This is a genomic window from Marinobacter caseinilyticus (assembly GCF_011074955.1).
Classification (GTDB): Bacteria; Pseudomonadota; Gammaproteobacteria; order Pseudomonadales; family Oleiphilaceae; genus Marinobacter; species Marinobacter caseinilyticus.
The window spans coordinates 82,934-100,644 of the sequence record NZ_WUQJ01000036.1 but is presented as its reverse complement, the minus strand read 5'-3'; the positions used below and the strand labels follow the sequence as shown (position 1 = coordinate 100,644).

General features: G+C 56.7%; 15 protein-coding genes and 1 tRNA gene. 11 read left to right on the top strand and 5 right to left on the bottom strand.

The features are described 5' to 3' along the window. Positions 1 to 14 precede the first annotated feature (14 nt). The 8 genes from lpxD (at position 15) to GRX64_RS18405 (ending at position 8,877) form a co-directional block, all read left to right on the top strand. Entirely contained in the window at positions 15 to 1,040 is a 1,026-nt protein-coding gene (lpxD, locus tag GRX64_RS18440; protein WP_166269476.1) for a UDP-3-O-(3-hydroxymyristoyl)glucosamine N-acyltransferase, read from the top strand. Between the two features lie 11 nt (positions 1,041 to 1,051). Then, positions 1,052 to 1,489, top strand: a complete 438-nt coding sequence (fabZ, locus tag GRX64_RS18435) for a 3-hydroxyacyl-ACP dehydratase FabZ (protein ID WP_166269474.1) — start codon at positions 1,052 to 1,054, stop codon at positions 1,487 to 1,489. Continuing rightward, on the top strand, positions 1,489 to 2,280 hold the full coding sequence (gene lpxA / locus GRX64_RS18430) for an acyl-ACP--UDP-N-acetylglucosamine O-acyltransferase (protein WP_166269472.1): 792 nt from the start codon (positions 1,489 to 1,491) through the stop codon (positions 2,278 to 2,280). The genes fabZ and lpxA overlap by 1 nt, the downstream gene beginning before the upstream one ends. Then, the gene (gene lpxB / locus GRX64_RS18425; RefSeq protein WP_166269470.1) at positions 2,280 to 3,464 is read left to right on the top strand and encodes a lipid-A-disaccharide synthase; all 1,185 of its coding nucleotides are present in this window, start codon (positions 2,280 to 2,282) and stop codon (positions 3,462 to 3,464) included. The genes lpxA and lpxB overlap by 1 nt, the downstream gene beginning before the upstream one ends. After that, the gene (gene rnhB, locus GRX64_RS18420; RefSeq protein WP_166269468.1) at positions 3,457 to 4,140 is read left to right on the top strand and encodes a ribonuclease HII; all 684 of its coding nucleotides are present in this window, start codon (positions 3,457 to 3,459) and stop codon (positions 4,138 to 4,140) included. The genes lpxB and rnhB overlap by 8 nt, the downstream gene beginning before the upstream one ends. Before the next feature lie 210 nt (positions 4,141 to 4,350). Further along, positions 4,351 to 4,427, top strand: a tRNA-Met gene (locus tag GRX64_RS18415). Between the two features lie 680 nt (positions 4,428 to 5,107). Next, positions 5,108 to 6,229 (top strand): metallophosphoesterase family protein, encoded by a 1,122-nt coding sequence (locus GRX64_RS18410; RefSeq protein WP_166269466.1) that lies wholly within the window; start codon positions 5,108 to 5,110, stop codon positions 6,227 to 6,229. Then, positions 6,226 to 8,877, top strand: a complete 2,652-nt coding sequence (locus GRX64_RS18405) for an AAA family ATPase (RefSeq protein ID WP_166269464.1) — start codon at positions 6,226 to 6,228, stop codon at positions 8,875 to 8,877. Before GRX64_RS18410 ends, GRX64_RS18405 begins: the two co-directional genes overlap by 4 nt. Before the next feature lie 87 nt (positions 8,878 to 8,964). Here GRX64_RS18405 and GRX64_RS18400 read toward each other — a convergent pair whose 3' ends face one another. Further along, positions 8,965 to 9,705 carry an NYN domain-containing protein gene (locus GRX64_RS18400; RefSeq protein WP_166269462.1) on the bottom strand — a complete coding sequence of 247 codons (741 nt, stop codon included), beginning with the start codon at positions 9,703 to 9,705 and terminating at the stop codon, positions 8,965 to 8,967. 537 nt (positions 9,706 to 10,242) lie between these two features. Here GRX64_RS18400 and GRX64_RS18395 point away from each other — a divergent pair. After that, positions 10,243 to 10,851 carry a hypothetical protein gene (locus tag GRX64_RS18395; RefSeq protein ID WP_166269460.1) on the top strand — a complete coding sequence of 203 codons (609 nt, stop codon included), beginning with the start codon at positions 10,243 to 10,245 and terminating at the stop codon, positions 10,849 to 10,851. Between the two features lie 88 nt (positions 10,852 to 10,939). Continuing rightward, complete coding sequence (locus GRX64_RS18390; RefSeq protein ID WP_166269458.1) at positions 10,940 to 11,488, top strand: outer membrane beta-barrel protein; 549 nt, start codon at positions 10,940 to 10,942, stop codon at positions 11,486 to 11,488. 234 nt (positions 11,489 to 11,722) lie between these two features. On the opposite strand, the gene GRX64_RS18385 is transcribed toward GRX64_RS18390, so the two are convergent. Then, positions 11,723 to 11,974: a hypothetical protein gene (locus tag GRX64_RS18385; protein ID WP_166269456.1), complete on the bottom strand. Its 252-nt coding sequence runs from the start codon at positions 11,972 to 11,974 to the stop codon at positions 11,723 to 11,725. 349 nt (positions 11,975 to 12,323) lie between these two features. Here GRX64_RS18385 and GRX64_RS18380 point away from each other — a divergent pair, with 349 nt between their 5' ends. Beyond that, a complete protein-coding gene (locus GRX64_RS18380) occupies positions 12,324 to 12,524 on the top strand; it encodes a fibronectin type III domain-containing protein (RefSeq protein ID WP_166269454.1) in 201 nt (66 codons plus the stop codon). Between the two features lie 99 nt (positions 12,525 to 12,623). On the opposite strand, the gene GRX64_RS18375 is transcribed toward GRX64_RS18380, so the two are convergent. From GRX64_RS18375 to GRX64_RS18365, 3 genes are read right to left on the bottom strand one after another with little or no spacing between them, the layout of a single operon-like run. Beyond that, a complete protein-coding gene (locus tag GRX64_RS18375) occupies positions 12,624 to 15,206 on the bottom strand; it encodes a CHASE2 domain-containing protein (protein ID WP_166269452.1) in 2,583 nt (860 codons plus the stop codon). A 32-nt stretch (positions 15,207 to 15,238) separates the two neighbouring features. Then, a complete protein-coding gene (locus GRX64_RS18370; protein ID WP_166269450.1) occupies positions 15,239 to 16,912 on the bottom strand; it encodes a FecR family protein in 1,674 nt (557 codons plus the stop codon). A gap of 4 nt (positions 16,913 to 16,916) precedes the next feature. Beyond that, positions 16,917 to 17,639, bottom strand: a complete 723-nt coding sequence (locus GRX64_RS18365) for a response regulator transcription factor (RefSeq protein ID WP_166269448.1) — start codon at positions 17,637 to 17,639, stop codon at positions 16,917 to 16,919. Positions 17,640 to 17,711 lie beyond the last annotated feature (72 nt).

The window sequence follows — 17,711 nt, the reverse complement described above, 5'->3', positions numbered from 1 at the left end:
AGCTGGAGCAAGACATGAAACAAAGTTCCTACACGCTGGGCGACATTGCCGAGGCGCTTGGGGCCGAACTCAAAGGCGACCCCGGTTGCGTCATCAGCGGACTGGCCACGTTACAAGCGGCAGGGCCAGGCCAATTATCGTTCCTGGCCAACCCCTCCTATGTTCGTTATCTGTCGAATAGTCATGCCTCCGCGGTGATCCTGTCGCCCAGCATGGCAGAGCACACTCAGACCAATGTCCTGTTACTGGACAATCCCTACCTCGGTTATGCTCGGCTAAGCCACTGGTTCGACCCTTCCCCCGTTGCAATGCCCGGTATTCATCCGAGTGCGGTCATTGATCCGACGGCGGAAGTGCCGGACTCTGTTTCTGTTGGCCCCCAAGCCGTCATCGAAGCGGGCGCCTGCCTTGGTGACAGGGTGGTAGTTGGCGCCGGTTGTGTGATCGGTGCCCGCAGTCGCATTGGCGGCGATTCCACGCTGAGACCGCGAGTGACACTGGCCCACGACGTGGTGCTGGGCGAGCGCTGCCACATACTGAGTGGCGCGGTCATCGGGTCGGACGGCTTTGGGTTTGCTAATGACAAAGGTGTCTGGCATCGCATTGCACAGATCGGCCGTGTCATTCTTGGCGACGACGTTGAAGTGGGTGCAAACACCACCATCGACCGCGGAGCACTGGACGATACGGTAATCGGTAATGGCGTGAAACTGGATAATCTGATTCAGATTGCCCACAACGTCACTATTGGCGATCACTCTGCGATGGCCGCCTTTGTTGGCATTGCAGGTAGCACGAAAGTGGGCAGTCATTGTGTCTTCGGCGGGGCCTCAGGCGTTGCGGGACACCTGACCATCAGTGACCAGGTTCACTTGACGGGCATGACTCTGGTGACCGGTGATATTCGGGAGCCCGGGGTCTATTCGTCGGGCACCAGTGCGGACAAAAACAGACAGTGGCGCAAAAACGCAGTTCGTTTCCGCCAGCTTGATGCCATGGCGAGAAAGCTGAAAGAGCTGGAAAAAAAATTAGAGGGCTGAGGCCAATCCTGATGATGTATATCGAAGAAATTATGGAATTTCTGCCGCACCGCTATCCGTTCCTGCTGGTGGACCGTGTGATTGAGGTCGAAAAAGGGCAATCCATTGTGGGTTATAAGAACGTGTCCATAAACGAGCCTTTTTTCAATGGCCATTTTCCTGGCAAACCAATTATGCCAGGGGTGTTAATCGTTGAGGCGATGGCACAATTGTCAGGAATTCTCGGGTTTGTGACCGTTGACAGGAAACCATCTGATGGCGTGATACACTATCTCGCTGGGTCCAGTAAAGTGCGCTTCAAGCGCCCTGTGGTGCCGGGAGATCAACTGCGGCTTGAGTCACGGTTTGTTACCGGTAAACACGGTATCTGGAAGTTTGACTGTCGCGCACTGGTGGGTGATGAGGTCGCCTGCGTGGCAGAAGTGATGACCGCTGAGAGAAATGTTTGATGTCAACACAACACTGGTCGGGAGTTCACCCTCAGGCGATTGTTGAACCGTCTGCAAAGGTAGCCGACAACGTAACGATTGGTCCCTGGAGTTACATCGGTGCCGATGTGGAGATTGGTTCGGGTACCGAGATCATGTCGCATGTCGTGATCAAGGGCCCGACCGTCATTGGGAAAAACAACCGTATATTCCAGTTTTCCAGTGTGGGCGAAGAGTGCCAGGATAAAAAATACGCTGGTGAGCCGACCACCTTGATCATTGGTGACAACAATATCATCCGCGAAAACTGCACGATCCACCGGGGCACAACCCAGGATCGTGGAGAAACCCGCATCGGTGATCACAATTTGTTGATGGCGTATGTGCATGTTGCTCACGACTGTGTGGTGGGCAACAACACCATTCTGGCCAATTGTGCGACGCTGGCCGGACACGTGACGGTTGGCGACTGGGCCATTCTTGGGGGGGGCACCATGGTGCACCAATTCTGCCGTATTGGCCCCCATAGCATGAGTGCCGGCGGCAGCATTGTGCTCAAGGATATTCCCGCCTATGTCATGGCGAGTGGTCAGTCGGCATCGCCATTTGGCGTCAATGTCGAAGGGCTCAAACGCCGTGGCTTTGGCAAGGAATTTTTGCTGAGCTTGCGTCGTGCTTACAAGATCATATACCGCCAGGGTCTGACCACAGAACAGGCTGTTGAAGCGCTTGAAGCCACCTACGGCGATGTGACTGAAATTCGACCTTTGATCGATTCTCTTCGAAACGCGGATCGGGGTATCGTCCGATAGTGTCTGGGGTCGCCCCCGAGCCGGTCAGCTCCCGCAAAGTCGTCATCGGCATCGTTGCCGGTGAGGCATCGGGTGATATTCTGGGTGCCGGTCTGATCCGCTCATTGCGCGTGCGTTACCCCAATGCCCGGTTTGCGGGGATTGGCGGCGACGAAATGAAGTCAGTGGGTTTTCAATCCCTGGTCCCAATGGAACGCTTGTCCGTCATGGGGCTGGTGGAGGTGTTGGGGCGGATCCGGGAACTGTTCGATATTCGCCACCGTGTACTGGACTATTTCCTGACCACACCGCCGGATGTGGTTATCGGCATCGACTCCCCCGATTTTACTCTGGGCCTTGAGCGGCGCTGTCGTGACGCAGGCATACCGACCGTCCATTACGTGAGTCCGTCGGTTTGGGCGTGGCGACAAAAGCGAATTTTCAAGATTGCCCGCTCTGTTGACCTGATGCTGACCCTGTTCCCGTTTGAAGCCCGCTTTTATGAGGAACATCAGGTCCCGGTCGCTTTTGTCGGCCACCCTCTGGCGGACCGTATCGCAATGACGCCGGATACCCCTGGCGCTCGCTCCGCGTTGGATCTTCAACAGAATGCCCCGGTATTGGCCATTCTTCCCGGTAGTCGGCACGGCGAAATTGAGCGTCTGGGTACTTTGTTTCTGGAGGCCGCGCGTTGGATCCAGACCCGTCGCCCGGATCTTCAGTTAGTGATCCCCTGTATCAATCGCGCCCGACAAAAGCAGGTCAGTGACCTGGTCGATGCGCTGGACGTCAAACTGCCGGTCACGCTGGTGCTCGGGCGTTCAAGAGAGGTGATGGCTGCGGCCGATGTCATCCTGCTGGCGTCAGGCACTGCAACCCTGGAAGCCATGCTGTTGAAGAAGCCGATGGTGGTGGGGTACAAGCTGACCGCAATGAGCCATGCCATACTCTCTCGCATGGTGAAAATACCTCACATAGCCTTGCCGAACCTGCTGGCCCAAAAACCATTGGTGCCTGAACTGCTTCAGGATGATGCCACTCCGGAGTCACTGGGTGCGGCGGTGTTGGAGCGATTGGAAAACAGCGATGAGCGAGAGCGTTTATTCCTGGCGTTTAGCGATCTGCATCTGCAGTTGAGGCAGGGCGCCGATGAGCGGGCGGCGGCAGCGATATCGGCGCTGATTGAGGAGAGGACGCGTGGCTAAAACGAAGCCAGAGTTACCCCCTTTTGTTTGTCGTTACGAAGGCTGGAAACTCGCGGGAGTGGATGAAGTCGGTCGCGGCCCGCTGGTTGGAGCCGTAGTGACTGCGGCGGTGATACTGCATCCGGATCGTCCAATTGAAGGTCTGGCGGATTCGAAAAAACTGACGGAAAAGCGCCGAGAAGCGCTCTATGAGCAGATTGTCGAGCACGCGGCGGCTTGGAGTCTCGGGCGTTGCGAAGCCGAGGAAATCGACCGGTTGAACATATTCCAGGCCACGATGCTCGCCATGGAGCGCGCAGTATCGGGTTTAGCCATTCCGCCCGAGCATGTGTTGGTTGATGGCAACCGTTGCCCACGTTGGCACTGGTCATCTGAGGCGGTTGTCAAAGGCGATAGCCGGGTAGCAGCCATCAGTGCCGCCTCGATAATCGCCAAAGTGACGAGAGATCGCGAAATGCAGGCGATGGAAGCCGACTACCCGGGTTATGGCTTGGCCCAACACAAAGGTTATCCAACCCCGGTTCATCTGGAAGCATTGAATAAACTGGGTGCAACGCCCTTGCATCGCCGTTCCTTTAGACCCGTACAGGACATCATTGACCGAGTGGGCATCAACCCGGGCGTTGCCCGGGCCGAGATGAGTTACCCCACTGATTTGTTCTCAGATAGTCATTGACAGCCGAGCCACGAATCCTTAGTATACGCGCACGTTGATCGGAGGCAGAAAGACACAGCCACCGAAAAACAAACAGTTTGTTGCGGGATGGAGTGGTCTGGTGGTTCTTCGGGCTCCTACATCACGAAAGCCGAAGAGAGTCGCCGACCTTCGGATTATGAGCCCGACCTGGTAGGTCAGCTCGAATGGAATGGGCGAGAAAAAGTTTGTTGCGGGGTGGAGCAGTCTGGTAGCTCGTCGGGCTCATAACCCGAAGGTCGTAGGTTCGAATCCTGCCCCCGCTACCATATTAAAAAGCCGGTCATTTGTGACCGGCTTTTTTTGCATGGAATTTATCCGGCCCGACGCTTAACGCTCCCACAAGAGGTGTGTGGTAGGCGCGGCTTCGGTCCGCGATCCAGTACTCCGGCGATCGCCTCCCCGCCTCCGTCGCGGCACGTCTGCACTGCCGTAATCGCGAATTCCGCGTCTGGCAGGCAGCATAGTACTCGTCCGATTTATCGCGCTCCTGTTTTGTTTGCCGTCACGGTTTCCTACGGACACGTTTGACCGACAGAGTCATTCGGCGGACTTCGCGACCGATGTTGGCGTTCATTCTGATATGGTTAGGTGTTAACGCTAAAAGGAGCGGGAGTTTCTTTCACCAAGCGGGTAATTAAATGGGTTTTGGGCAAGCTGAGTGCTTATCCCTTTTTGTGAGCCGACGAACGTTTCCCCCCCCTTAGCGCCTCAGTCGCCATGGCTCATGCGCCTGCTCACGCGGCCGAGCCCCGGTCAAGGTATCGGGCCAATTCGGCGGTGCAGGCTTGGCCTCAGCCCGGGCTTTGAAGTCATTGCAACCTTTCGGCAACGAGCGGGTTGGGACTTGCCTGCCCAATGCCGGCGACGGGAACAAAGTGAGTGTCACCGAGCCGTGCGGGTTCAATATTGGGCGGGAATTCCGTTTCTAACACTTTAGGTAACACACATGCCAAGATTTCTGCACACCGCCGACTGGCAAATGGGCCGGTCTTTCAGCCGCTTCGAAACAGACGATGCCGCCGCCCTGGCGGAGGCGCGTTACGAGGCCATTGAACGGCTGGCAAGACTGGCGGTAGAGCAGAGCTGTGACGCGGTATTGGTGGCCGGGGATGTGTTTGATGCGCAGACTGTCACGGACCGGACCATCCGTCGGGTGTTCAATGCCACCCGCGCGTTCACCGGCCCCTGGGTCATGCTGCCGGGCAATCACGATGCCGCTCTGGCGGAGAGTGTATGGAGTCGGGCCCGGCGCCTCAATGCCGTGCCGGACAATGTCCATCTGGCTCTGGAGCCGGGCCTGATTACGCTGGAGGCGCAGGGCTTGGCGATCCTCTCGGCTCCGTTGACGCAGCGTCACACCCACAGTGACCTGACGGACCATTTCAACACCCTCGAAACCCCGAAGGGCTTATTGCGCATCGGCCTGGGCCACGGCAGTGTCCAGGGCCTGTTGCCCGACGGGGTGGATGCGACCAACCCGATTGCTCCCGACAGAACCGAACAGGCGAGGCTGGATTACCTGGCCCTGGGGGACTGGCACGGCACCAAGCCGATCAACGAGCGTACCTGGTACAGCGGCACGCCGGAGCCGGAGCGTTTCCGTAACAACGACGCAGGCTACGCGTTGGTGGTGAACATCGCCGACGCCGGCGCGATACCTGAGGTTTCCCAGCATGATACGGCCCGTTACCGCTGGCATCAGTGGCGGGAAACACTGGCCGTCGCGTCCGATCTGGATCAATTACTGACACGCATTGAGGCGTTGCCTGACGCCTCGGTATTGGATATCCGGCTGGAGGGCGCCATCACGCTGGGCGGTGAGCAACAACTGAGCAATGCGTTGTCTGTCGCTGAGGCCCGCTTTCGCAGCATTGCCTGCGACCGGACCCACCTGCAACTTGAGCCGACGGAGGAGGACATCGCCGCGCTGCACGCCGATGGTTATCTTGGTGACGTCATCGAGGACCTCCGAGTCCGGCAGCAGGGCGATGCGCCGGAATCCGCCCGGGACGCGTTGGCGATCCTCGCCAGCTTGCTGAAGAACAAAGCCGTGGAGGCAGCCCAATGAAGCTCCAAAGCCTTCAGGTCGAACAGGTCCGCCAGTTTCGCAAGCCGCTTGCGCTGGAAAATCTTCAGCCTGGCATCAACCTCATTCACGGCCCCAATGAGTCCGGCAAGAGCACCCTGGTGCGCGCCATCCGCGCCGCGTTCTTTGAGCGCCACCGCTCCAAGTCTGTGGAAGACTTGCGACCCTGGGGTGATTCGGCGGCCGCGCCAACCATCATCTTAAGTTTTGAGCACAACCAGCAGCAATGGCAGCTCACGAAGAGTTTTTTACAGCGCAAACGCTGCGATCTGGTGATGGACCAAACCGCCTTCAGCGGTGAAGACGCCGAGGAGAAGCTGGCCGAATTGCTGGGCTATCAGTTCCCCAAAAAGGGTGCCAGCCGGGAAGAGCATTGGGGCATTCCCGGTTTGCTTTGGGTCGAACAAGGTACCGGCCAGGACATCGAAAAAGCCGTTGAACACGCTGGCAACCATCTCAAATCGGCCCTCAATGGCCTGGTGGGCGAAGTGGCCAGTAGCGCCGGTGACGATGTGATCCAGGCGGTGCAGGCGCGACGTGCCGAATTGCTCACCGCGACCGGCAAACCCCGCGAAGAATACGGGCAGTTGGAAAAAGACCGGGACATCCTGCGAAGCGACATCGCCGGGTTGGAAGAGCGGATCCAGCAATACCAGACCCAGGTCGACCGTTTGGGCACATTGAACGAAGACTATCAGCGCAACGAAAGAGAGCGCCCCTGGGACGACGCCCACCGGAAACTGGAGCAGGCTCGGGAACAATATCGACAGGTCGAAGCACTGCAGCAGCAGCAAGCTCAGGATCAGTCTGCTCGGGACCATATCCTCCAGAATCTGGGGCTGCTGCACGAGAATCAGAACCAGTTACAAAACCAGCGTAAGAAATTTGAGCAACGTGAAAAGGAGCGCGAGCAAGCGCAACGGGTTCTCGAACAGGAAGTCGCGCGGGCGCCAGCTATTGAACAGGCGGTCGAAGCTGCTCGCGCGGATTACCAGGCGGCGCTAAAGGCCGTTGAGCTGGCCCGACTGGCCGAGCGACGGGGACAGTTGCAGCAGGACATCAGCCGGCTGGAAGACCAGCAAAAGCGGCTGCAACAGAATCTGGACAAAGCCCGGGAGTTCCAGGGGCAGTTGGATGACGCCCGGAAACAAAAACAGATCAATATGACCGATACGGCGGCGGTGGAGAGGGTCAGGGCGACACAGCGCCAACTGGACGAAGAACAGATTCGCTCCCAGACGATTGCGACCAGGCTCACCTGGCAATTGACGCCCGGCCATAGCCTGAAGCTGAACGACCGCGAGATCCAGGGGCAGGGTGAGGAGCGGTTGCTGACGGACAGTACGCTCGAGATTCCTGGAGTCGGCACACTCGGTGTCACGCCCGGTGGAGAAGATCTTGCCAGTACGCGCAGAACCCTGGCCCACCTGCAGCAAAGTCTGGACGACCAGCTGCGCGCGCTGGGAGTTCCCATTACTGCGGAAGCAGAACACCGTCTCGCGCGGTATCAGGCGGCGGATCGCGCTCTGGGTCACCTGGAGGATCTGATCCGCTCGGTCGCCCCGAACGGAGTCGACCGACTGACGGCCGAGCACCAGGACAGCTGTACGCAGTTGGAGCAGAAAACAGCCGAGATGGCAGCCATGCCGACCCATGATTCGGCGACCGAAAGCAGCGTATTGAGCCTGGCCAATGCTGAAAGCCGAAGAGTAACGGCCGAGTCCCGGTTATCGGAAGCGGAAACGGCCCAGAGACAGCATCAGGCGGATGCGCTTGCCGCCAAACAGAATTGCGACAACGCTCAGCGTGAATGGCAACAGCTTAAAGACGAACTCGACACCGATGCGCGGCAGCAACAACTTCAGAAACTGACCGGCGATATCGAGCGTGCCGAACAACGCAGGACCGATTTGGACCAAACCCTGCAGGCGCGGGCAAGCCAGATTCAGCAGGCTCGCCCGGACTTGCTCGCGCAGGACGTCGAACGCTACCAGCGCACGGCGGAATCGCTGCAAACCGCCCAGGAAGAGCGTGCGCGAGAACTTCGGGATATTCGTGTTCGGCTCGAAGCCTGGGGTGCCGAAGGCCTCGAAGAACTGTGCAGTGAAAAGGTAGGTGAACTGGAACACGTCAATCGGCGCTACCTCGAATTGCAGCGCCGGGCGCAGGCACTGGACCTGCTGCTGAATCTGTTGACGGATAAACGCCAGGCGTTGACGCGCAGGCTGCAGGCGCCGCTTCAGAAACACCTCGACCACTACCTCTCGGTACTCTTTCCCCAGGCGACCCTGGAAGTGGATGAACACCTGGTGCCGGGCAAGTTCAGCCGCGGTAACGAGCTTGGCCAGATGGCAGAACTCAGTTTCGGGGCGCGCGAGCAGATGGGCTTGATCAGCCGCCTGGCCTACGCAGACCTGCTGCGGGACGCTGGCAGACCCACCCTGATTATTCTGGACGACACGCTGGTCCACAGCGACGCGGAGCGACTCGATGGCATGAAGCGGATCCTGTTCGATGCCGCTCAACGCCACCAAATTCTGCTGTTCACCTGTCACCCGGAGAAATGGCGGGATATTGGCGTCGAGCCAAGAGACCTGGAAAGCCTGAAGGCCCGGGCGCTGGGGGTATGATGGCGGTCAATTTTCGGGCTTGGTCGTTTCTCCTTGCAAAGCATTCAGTAGGCTTCGGGCGATCGGTCAGGAGAGGCGTATTCAGGCTCAGCCAGGGTTTTTTATGTAGAGCACGGTCTTCTCTCGAATGCTGATCTCGAATAACTCACTGGCGCGGATCAGGTCACTCAGCTTTTTGTAACCGTAATTCACCGGTGAGAAGGAGCTGTTGTTGGAGATGTATTGGCCGACCTTGCCCAGGTGTGCCCAGCCATCGTCGTCCGCGGTCTGCTCGACGGCGGTTCGCAGAGTCTTCACCAGCATTGAGTCGCCGCGCAGTTGGTTGCGTCCCCATTTCTTTTGCGTTTTGGCGGTTGGCTCTGCGCCGTTTTCGACACTGTCTTCGTCATGCTCTTCGCGAAGATTTTCCGTGTAGATGAACTGTGAGCAGGCATTAACAAAGGGCGTGGGCGTCTTTTTCTCGCCGAAACCGAAAACGGGTAGACCGGCTTCGAGGATGCGCATCACCAGTGGTGTGAAGTCGCTGTCACTGGTCATGAGCGCAAAGGCACTGACGTTGCCGCTGTAGAGCAAGTCCATGGCGTCAATGATCATGGACGCATCGGTTGCATTCTTGCCAGAGGTGTAAGCGAATTGCTGAACCGGGCGTATGGCATTGGCGTGGAGCTTTTCGATCCAGCCGCCGAGTTGGGGGCCGTTCCAGTTCCCGTGCGCGTGCCGGATATTGACCGCACCGTATTTCGCCAACTCCTGTAACACACCCTCAATGGCTTGGTGGCTGACGTTGTCGCAATCAATGAGCAGGGCAATTTTGTAGTTTGTGTCCATCGTCCGTGAAGATCCCCGGTAAAAGGTCGAGTAACGTCCTGAGAAAATTTCGCCCTGAAAAAGCAGCGTCCTGAGAAAGTATCATCCATTGTGGATTGTCGATACAAGACACATAGCCGTCGTGTCCCGAGCGGCGTCTTCTCGTAAGCATTGTTTAAGGTCGGAGGCTTCACTTGGGCGACAGCAATCGTTGTTGTGGCCATCGCTGACGGCCCGGGGGAAGTGCAATGGCAAGCTAATGGGGCCGAATGATGATTAAGTGGCGTAGGGCAAGTGACCGACCTGTTCCGCGTTGACCACTATAAACGTACGTATCACCGCCACGCCTGCAATTTAGTTCATTTATGCAAATACTTTGCGAATCAATTAGCTAACCGCAAAACTTTACAAATTCGTCCTTCCCCTTTGGTCTGGCCTGACGCATTATCCTACGCATAACTAAAAAGTAATAATTCAAAAAGCGACAACGGATGTCGGCCCCTCTGGTTAACACATCCTTTCAGATTCAAAACGTCGCTGCAGCTGCAGGAAGCAGGCATGGAAGCTTTTTACGCCCAAGGCGCGCGGGATGTAATTCGGGATAGCGAATGGGTTGCCTGTCAGGTCAACCCCAATCACTTTGACAGTGACTCTCCCGCTGTGGGGACCCTGTTGGAGTGTGTGAGAGGTAAGGGTGTGCGTCTCCCGATTCGCTGGGAGGGACAGGCCAATGCCATTACTGTTCCGAATCCGGCAGGCATTGGTTTCGAACAAAAAATTTCACCTCACACGAAACAAAATCGTCCGTTTCTTGAAACCCGGTTACAACGGATGTCCTCGCCCAACCCTTGGGCCCACTTCGACGACAATGCCTTCATGGGTGCTGAGCCTTACCCGCTGGATCAGTCATGCCAGCGTCCGCAGACGCTGAAAAAGAATTGCCAGCATAGCCCGCCTGTTCGTGTGAACTCCCCAAGTCTGCAGCGGGTCTGCCATGGCATTCCCCGCAATCACAATCCCCGCTATTGCTTCAATCCGTTGGCCATCAGTGTCAGCACACCTCGGGGAAGTCTGGGCGGTCGCACCACAGGCTATAAATCGCCGTTCTTTCAGTCCGACAGGATCAAGGGGTACCGAATTGCCTGGAAGGTGTTTTTGAACGCCTGACGCAACCATCAAGAGGGTTTGAAGAACCTTCGAACTACCAACCATTAAATCAATTAGCCAGTAAATCTGTGTAAACGAGGAAATGTTTATGTTTAAAACAGCAATTCTTGCTGCTGCGGTGACGCTTGGCTCAATGCCTGCGATTTCTGAAGAAATGAACGAACAGAAGCGGTTCTCAGTGGGTATCGCATCCTTTGCGACGGTCACTCGTACTGAGACCTATTTCGGCACCGAAGACGATGATTTCTCAGGCTTCGCTCTGTTCGGAACCGGGGCTGTTAATGACAACATTGCCTTTCGTCTAACCTACGCCAGCCAAAGCTATGAGGAAGACTCCAACCTCGATCTGACGGCAGTGGAAGGCAGCCTGCTTGCGGGCACCGGCTTGGCCACTCAGGGCTTCAAGGCATACGGTTCGCTGGGTTTCTTCGATGAGACTCTGCAGTACGACGGCTTCAGCGACGAGTATGGCTTCAATGGTTTGATGCTGGGCGGCGGCATTGGTTACAACTGGAACCCGATCTCCCTGGAGTTCTGGATCAACTTCCGTGATGCAAGTGATTATGAGGACTTTGCAGGCGGGAACATGAACGTAGCGGCGGCTTCTGGCGGGCTTGGGCTTTCGGCCCGGTTCTGAGCCGTTTAATGCTCATGACACCTCCTAAAGACCTGTGTGCCGCGGGTCAAGGTATGGCAGGCGTGAGCATGTCCCTTAGGCGCCATGGGTGACTCATGGCGTTGTTCTGAAATTCTCGTTGTGATCTGAAATTCCAGCGATACCCCTTCGCGGCGGAAGCCGTTCCTACCTCTGGCGGGTCTTGCTGTCGAGATTTTGTCATGACGAATTTTCTTTTATCAAGCGTCGAAATAATTACTTCTTAATAACTTCTTTTGTGCCACTTTTTTTACGATTTTTCATCGCCGCTGCAACCCTGTTGCTAAAAACATAACTACCTCTTATTGGGCGAGTTTTTAAGGATCTGTTTTTGGTTTTTTGCATCCCGTGTGCTGCTTGTGGCCCTAACACGATTTTTTCGGCGGGTCTATTGGCTGAAATTTTCAAATCGGTTGGAAACACAGGCTGGTCGCTTTGCGAACGATTTAACTCTCTGTTAGAGCTCAAAAAACCGCCCGGATTAACCATTTAGTGACGAAAAAATGACAAATTTGAAACTTGAATAATGACGTGTGCCACACATAATGCAGGCTGAATTTTATATAATTTCACAAAATCGACGGAAAACTGGTACATAAATATGTTAAATAGCGTCATTAATTCGTTCAAGGTAGGGATCGCCGCTATTTTCGTAGTCACTTTGTTGTCAGGGTGTGGTGGAAGTTCGTCCGACAGCGCGGCTGGGTCGCCCAACACGGGTTCTGGCGCGGTCGCAGGGCAGGCGCCTGGTGATGATAAATTTGCAGCTCTAAGCTGGAACGCTCCGGCAACACGGACCAATGGCGAAGGGCTTGCCATGGGGGAACTGCAGGGTTATGTCATTCTTTACGGGCAGGACTCCGGGGATTTGGCTCGCCGAGTTGAGATCAATCGGGCCAGCACCATGGCTTACACCGTCACAAACCTGAGTGCGGGCGAGTGGTATTTTGCAATTCAGGTGGTCGACACTAACGGCTTGGTCAGTGAGCCCTCTCAAGTGGTCAGCAAGACAATTTAACGAACCAGGTGCTTGGGGCCGGAGTCTGCTTTCCCGGCCTTGTTAACGAAACCCCGATGACGGCACTTCAGTCGCTCCGCCTCAACGAAAGTGCTTTAATCACTCCATCAGGTGGGCAATGGGAAGCCTCAGAGTAAACGCCGACCCCACGCCTTCCCTTGAGACCACGCGGATTTCCCCCCGGTGTTTTTCCACCACAACGTTTACGAACGACAACCCCAGGCCTGTGCCGTGATTGCCTGAGAGTTCGCTGCTTTTCTGACGTCGAAAACGATCAAAAAGGAAAGGGATCTCAGCTTGGGCGATGCCGGAACCTTCATCGCTGACGGTAAGGCAGGCTTGATGTCCAGCCTGGAACACTTGCAGGGTGATCGTTGATCCGGTGGGGCTGTACTGCACGGCGTTGGTCAGCAAATTAATGACGGCCCTTTCCAGAAGTTCTGCGTTACCGTTTAACCAAAGGTCCTGGTTGCCCAGCAAGTGCAGTCGTATGCCTTTCTCTGCGGCTTGCTCGCTGACACTGTCACGTGCATTTTCGACGATGGCCAGAAACTCGCATTCGTAAAAGCGGGTTTCTGTCAGCTGTTCTGCTCGTGCCAACTGTACAAACTCTTCCGCCAATTGATAGCTTCTGCGAGCCAGTCGCCCGAGTTGGTCTAGCTGATCGGGGTGTATCTCCCCTGGCCGTCGTTTCAACTGCTCGATGAGTGCAAGTTGTGACACCAGGGGGGAGCGGACGTCATGAGAGATGAAGTCAATCGCCTCTCGGTGCTGTCGCTGCTGTTCTCTCAACTCCGAAATGTTGGAGATGTTCGCAATCAACCCGCTTTGATCATTGTCCGGCAGCGTAAAGGGCGCAAAATGGATCAGGAAATCCATACCACGCACTTCCAGATCCACCGTTCGGCTCTGCTGCAGTGTCAGGGTCTCGGCAATGGTCTCGGGCCATGGCGGGGACTCACGAGGGTCATGACCGTGCAACAAGCGAATGATGGGCATGCCAATCAGGCTGGGCCTCGGTTCGTTGAACCACTCCTCGATGTGACCGTTAATGAACTGAATGACGCCGAGGGAGTCGGTGACAATGATGCCATCCGGCATGGTTTCAAAACTTCGGCCGATGAACTCCTGCATGCCGTTCAGGCGTTCGGTGGCAATTCGTACCTTCTCAATTCGGGCAGAGATGTTTTCGCGGTACCGGTTCACCGGCAGGTTTTCGTCGGAAGAGCTCAAGGACAACCTCTGGAGATAGCGTCGGTTGGCTTCCAGCGTCATATTGGTGGGCAAGGTAAGCCCAAGCTCATACGTATGGTTGCCACGCCTGAACGAAACCCAGCTTTGTTGATCCTGATGCACCCAGTGGCTTTCGTTAGAGAGATCTGGCCGATCTGCGCTGGTCAATTTGTGGTGGGCCATAATGTCGTCGCCTTTTGACAGCCACCAGCCTTCTGCCTCAAGCAGCATGGTCAGGTGTTCCAGTATCTGCAGCGGGTGACGCTCTGACGGTTGAGATACCTGAAGTTGGTGGCGACGACCGAGCTCATCGAGTTGCCGGTTCAGGAAGCGATTGGTCAGCGCGAGTCGGCGGGCGCTCCACAACGGGAAGGCAATCACGGGCACCAGCATGGCACTGGAGATAGGAACCCAAAGGCCTGCACCAAAAAGACACGCGACGAAAATAAGCAACAGCCCACCCAGTACCGCTGCGCATAGCGCCGGCGTTCGTGCCGGGCGTAGCTTCGGTAGTAGCAGTATGAGAATGACGAGCGCTGCCAGTGGCAGCAGCAAGGTGATCGGGCCGTCCTCTGTTCGGATCAGCCGGTCATTGAGCAGGGCGGAGTAGCTGTTGGCGTGGAATTCGACGCCAGACACGGGATTGGTTAGCGCGGAGAAGGGCGTGGGCAGTATGTCGCCAAAGCCTGACGCAGTGGCGCCGACAAAAACAGTTTTACCTTGGAACCGGAGGGGCGCCGGAGGCGATGCAAGTACGTCGCTGAACGAGTAGGTCGTGATTGTGCCCGAGCGTCCGGCCAGCGGCACGGCGACATAGTCCTGGCGGACATTGACATAGGGTGATGCGTCGGTGGGGCTGTCTGCGGTGCTGGGCCGAGGGCCTTCAGACAGGTGTGCCGCGGCGTAGCCCAGGCTTGGCCACAATGTTGTGCCCAAGCCATTGAACTGGTACAGGCCGCGTGCAAGGCCATCGGCATCCAGCTCCACATGCGCATGGCCCAGCGCTGCTGCGGCTTGCCGCAGGGTGGGGGTGGGCGGCTGTTCGCTGATCAATCTGTTGTTGCTCAAGGAGGCCAGATGCAAGGGGAGGACAACGCCGCCGTGGGCTCGCATGGCAGCCGCCAGTGCCAGATCGTCGGGGGAGGGTTCGGGAAACAGTATGTCGAATACGATGGTCCTTGCACCCGCCGCGTGCAATTTCTGAATCAGTTCGGCATGGGTAGATCGAGGCCAGGGCCAGCGCCCAAGTTGATCAAGGCTCTGTTCGTCGACGGCCACCAGGACGACCCGGTCGTCAACGGGGGCGGGATAAGCGGTGATCAGGCTGTCGTAAAGCCAGTAGTCCAGGCGCTGCGGCACAGACGTTTGTTGCAGAAGCAGGAACACTGCAAACAGAGGGAGGGCGAGTGTCCAGGATATGCTTATTGTCGAACGCCAATCCCGCTTCATGAGCCCTGCTTTGTTTTTATGGATTCTGGTGATTACTCAATAAACAACTCCCTGCCCGGCCCCCACCGGCTGGCCAGTGGGCTGTCAGAAAGCACTTTCAGCCGCACAAAGTACCGTCTTCCGGGAATCAGACGCAAGGCCGCCGTAGTATCGGCGACTGTTGCCTCTTTGACAATGTTCTCGAAGTTCGGATCCTCAGACAATTGCAGCAGGTAATCGTTTGCGGTGGCGACGCTCTGCCAGAAAACCCGGACCTGGCTGTCGATGTAATTGATGTTGATAATCTTCACCGGCGGTAAGGTGCCATTGACCATAAAGGCCTGGGTGTCGCTGGTTGCGACCGAGTTGCCACCCGCTTCAGTAACCACGCGCCAATAGTACTTGCCCGGGCTGAGGGGGCGTGAAGGCAATGCCGTGTTATCCGGTGCCCATTCGCTGGTGGCAATGAGGTCGCCAAAATTTTCGGATTCTGCAATTTCTACCCGGCCAACCTCGTTCTCGCCACGGTATTCCCATTTGAATTCTGGCAGATCATCGTCCACCAGAGCGTCGATAATCGGTAGGAGCGGTCGCGCGGCACGGGCCTGTAAGTCGACATCGATAAACTGAGTGTTTGGCATGCCGGCAATGCCGCCGTTGCTCAGGGAAGCGACTTGTACCTCGTAACGACCGTTATCGAGATAGTTCAGGGAAAATTTGCGATCGGAGGTTTGTGACCGAGCGACTTGATGCCCGGTTTCGGCGTCAAAAATCTCCAGTTGGTGCCGGGTTGCGCCGTTGACGGCCCAGTTAACGTCTATCGGCAGTTTCTGAATGTTAGCCGGCAGTTTTCCGGCATTGGGTGTGGGGAGAAGGCGTCGAATGTCGACGTTGGTTCGTCCCGACTCACCGACGCTGGCGCTGTAACCTGCAGGAATTATCTGTGTCTTACCTCGTGTCCCGAACGCGACGGCGCCTTCTCTTACCTGAAGCCGGGTCATGCCCGGTTCGGTTTGAAGCGAAAAACTCGTTCCCCGAACGGCGGCAACAGCAGACGACGTTTCAATTTCAAACCGGGAACCCTTTTCGATCAGGGGCTTAACGTCGGTACTCAGCTCGCCTCGCTCAAGCCGGAGGCGAGTGTCCACCATGCCCGTGCGGCCGAATTGAGTGAGCCTGTTAAAGACGAGTCGGGAGTTTTGATTGATCCGAATGATGGAGCCGTCGGCCAGCATGACCGTCACTGAACCCGCCTGAGTGGTGACTTCATCGCCCACCCTGAGGCGCATTTGCGCACGGATAGGTTCGCGATAACCGCTATTTGCCAGTCGTACCTGGCCCTGGCCGGTAATGGCCACAACGGTGGCAGGCTCGGGTTGCCGCTTCAGCCAACCGAGGGGGATTCGAAGCGCGTCTCCGGCCTTAACGTGCGTAATATTGCTGATCTTATTGTACGCCGCCAGTTGCAAGCTGGTGTGACCGGACGTCAACAGGTCTTTGGCGGCTTCCTGAAAGGTTTCACCGGGTCTCAGCTTGTAGTGCCAATCCGGTAGCTCATCACGGACAGACACGGTGGTCAGACCCTGGGACCCATTGGCAATAGGTAGCTCTGCCGATGCGGTGGGCGTTAGCGCCAGAGACAGTATCGGTAGTGCCAGCAGCAGTGCCAGCCTCAAATACCCAGCGGGCTTTGTCGTGATCGGTTGTGTGCTTGCAGTAACAGCCATTACATTACTTTGCCTCTGCCAAGCCAGTGTCCGTCGGCGTGGCCGTGGTCATTGCTTCCAGGCGATAGCCGCGCTGGTAGATGGTTTTGATGCGGAAGCCGTTTTCAGGGTTTAGCCCGAGCCGACGCCGAAGCCTGCTCATATGGGTGTCCACGGTGCGTGTATTGATGTCCCGTGTGACCCCCCAAACTCGCTCCAGCAGCATTTCACGAGTTAACAGCCGACCCTGGTTTTGAAACAGGAACAGCGTCAGGTCGAAGTCTTTGTCGGTCAGCGTCAAAATCTCACCATGGAGGCGAATAATGCGCTGTTGGGTGTCGATCTGAAAAGGACCAAAAGCCAGCAGAGCCTTGTCGCTTTCCGGGTGGATACGGCGGGCAAGGGCATTGATTCGGGCCAACAATTCAGCGGGTCTTGCGGGTTTGGCCAGGTAGTCATCGGCGCCGGCATCCAGGGCCTGTACAATATCCTGTTCGCTGTCACGCTGGGTCAGAAACACCACGGGGATGGGCCAGTTCAGCTGCGCCCGGACATTTTTCAGCACTTCGATGCCTGTCATGTCCGGGATCTGCCAGTCCAGGATCAGCAGGTCGTAGCTCCGGTGTTGTACCGCGCTCAGAAAGGTTTGGCCGGTTTGAAAGCTGTCACATTGGTAGCCTGGCTCGGTGAGTACCAATTCAATATGGCGCGCCTGCTCAAGCTCGTCTTCCAGCAACGCTATTCTCATGATGTCTCTCCTGAAACCGTCCACGTGTGAACATCTCAATTGCCACAGTAATTTCGGGGCGATGACCAAATT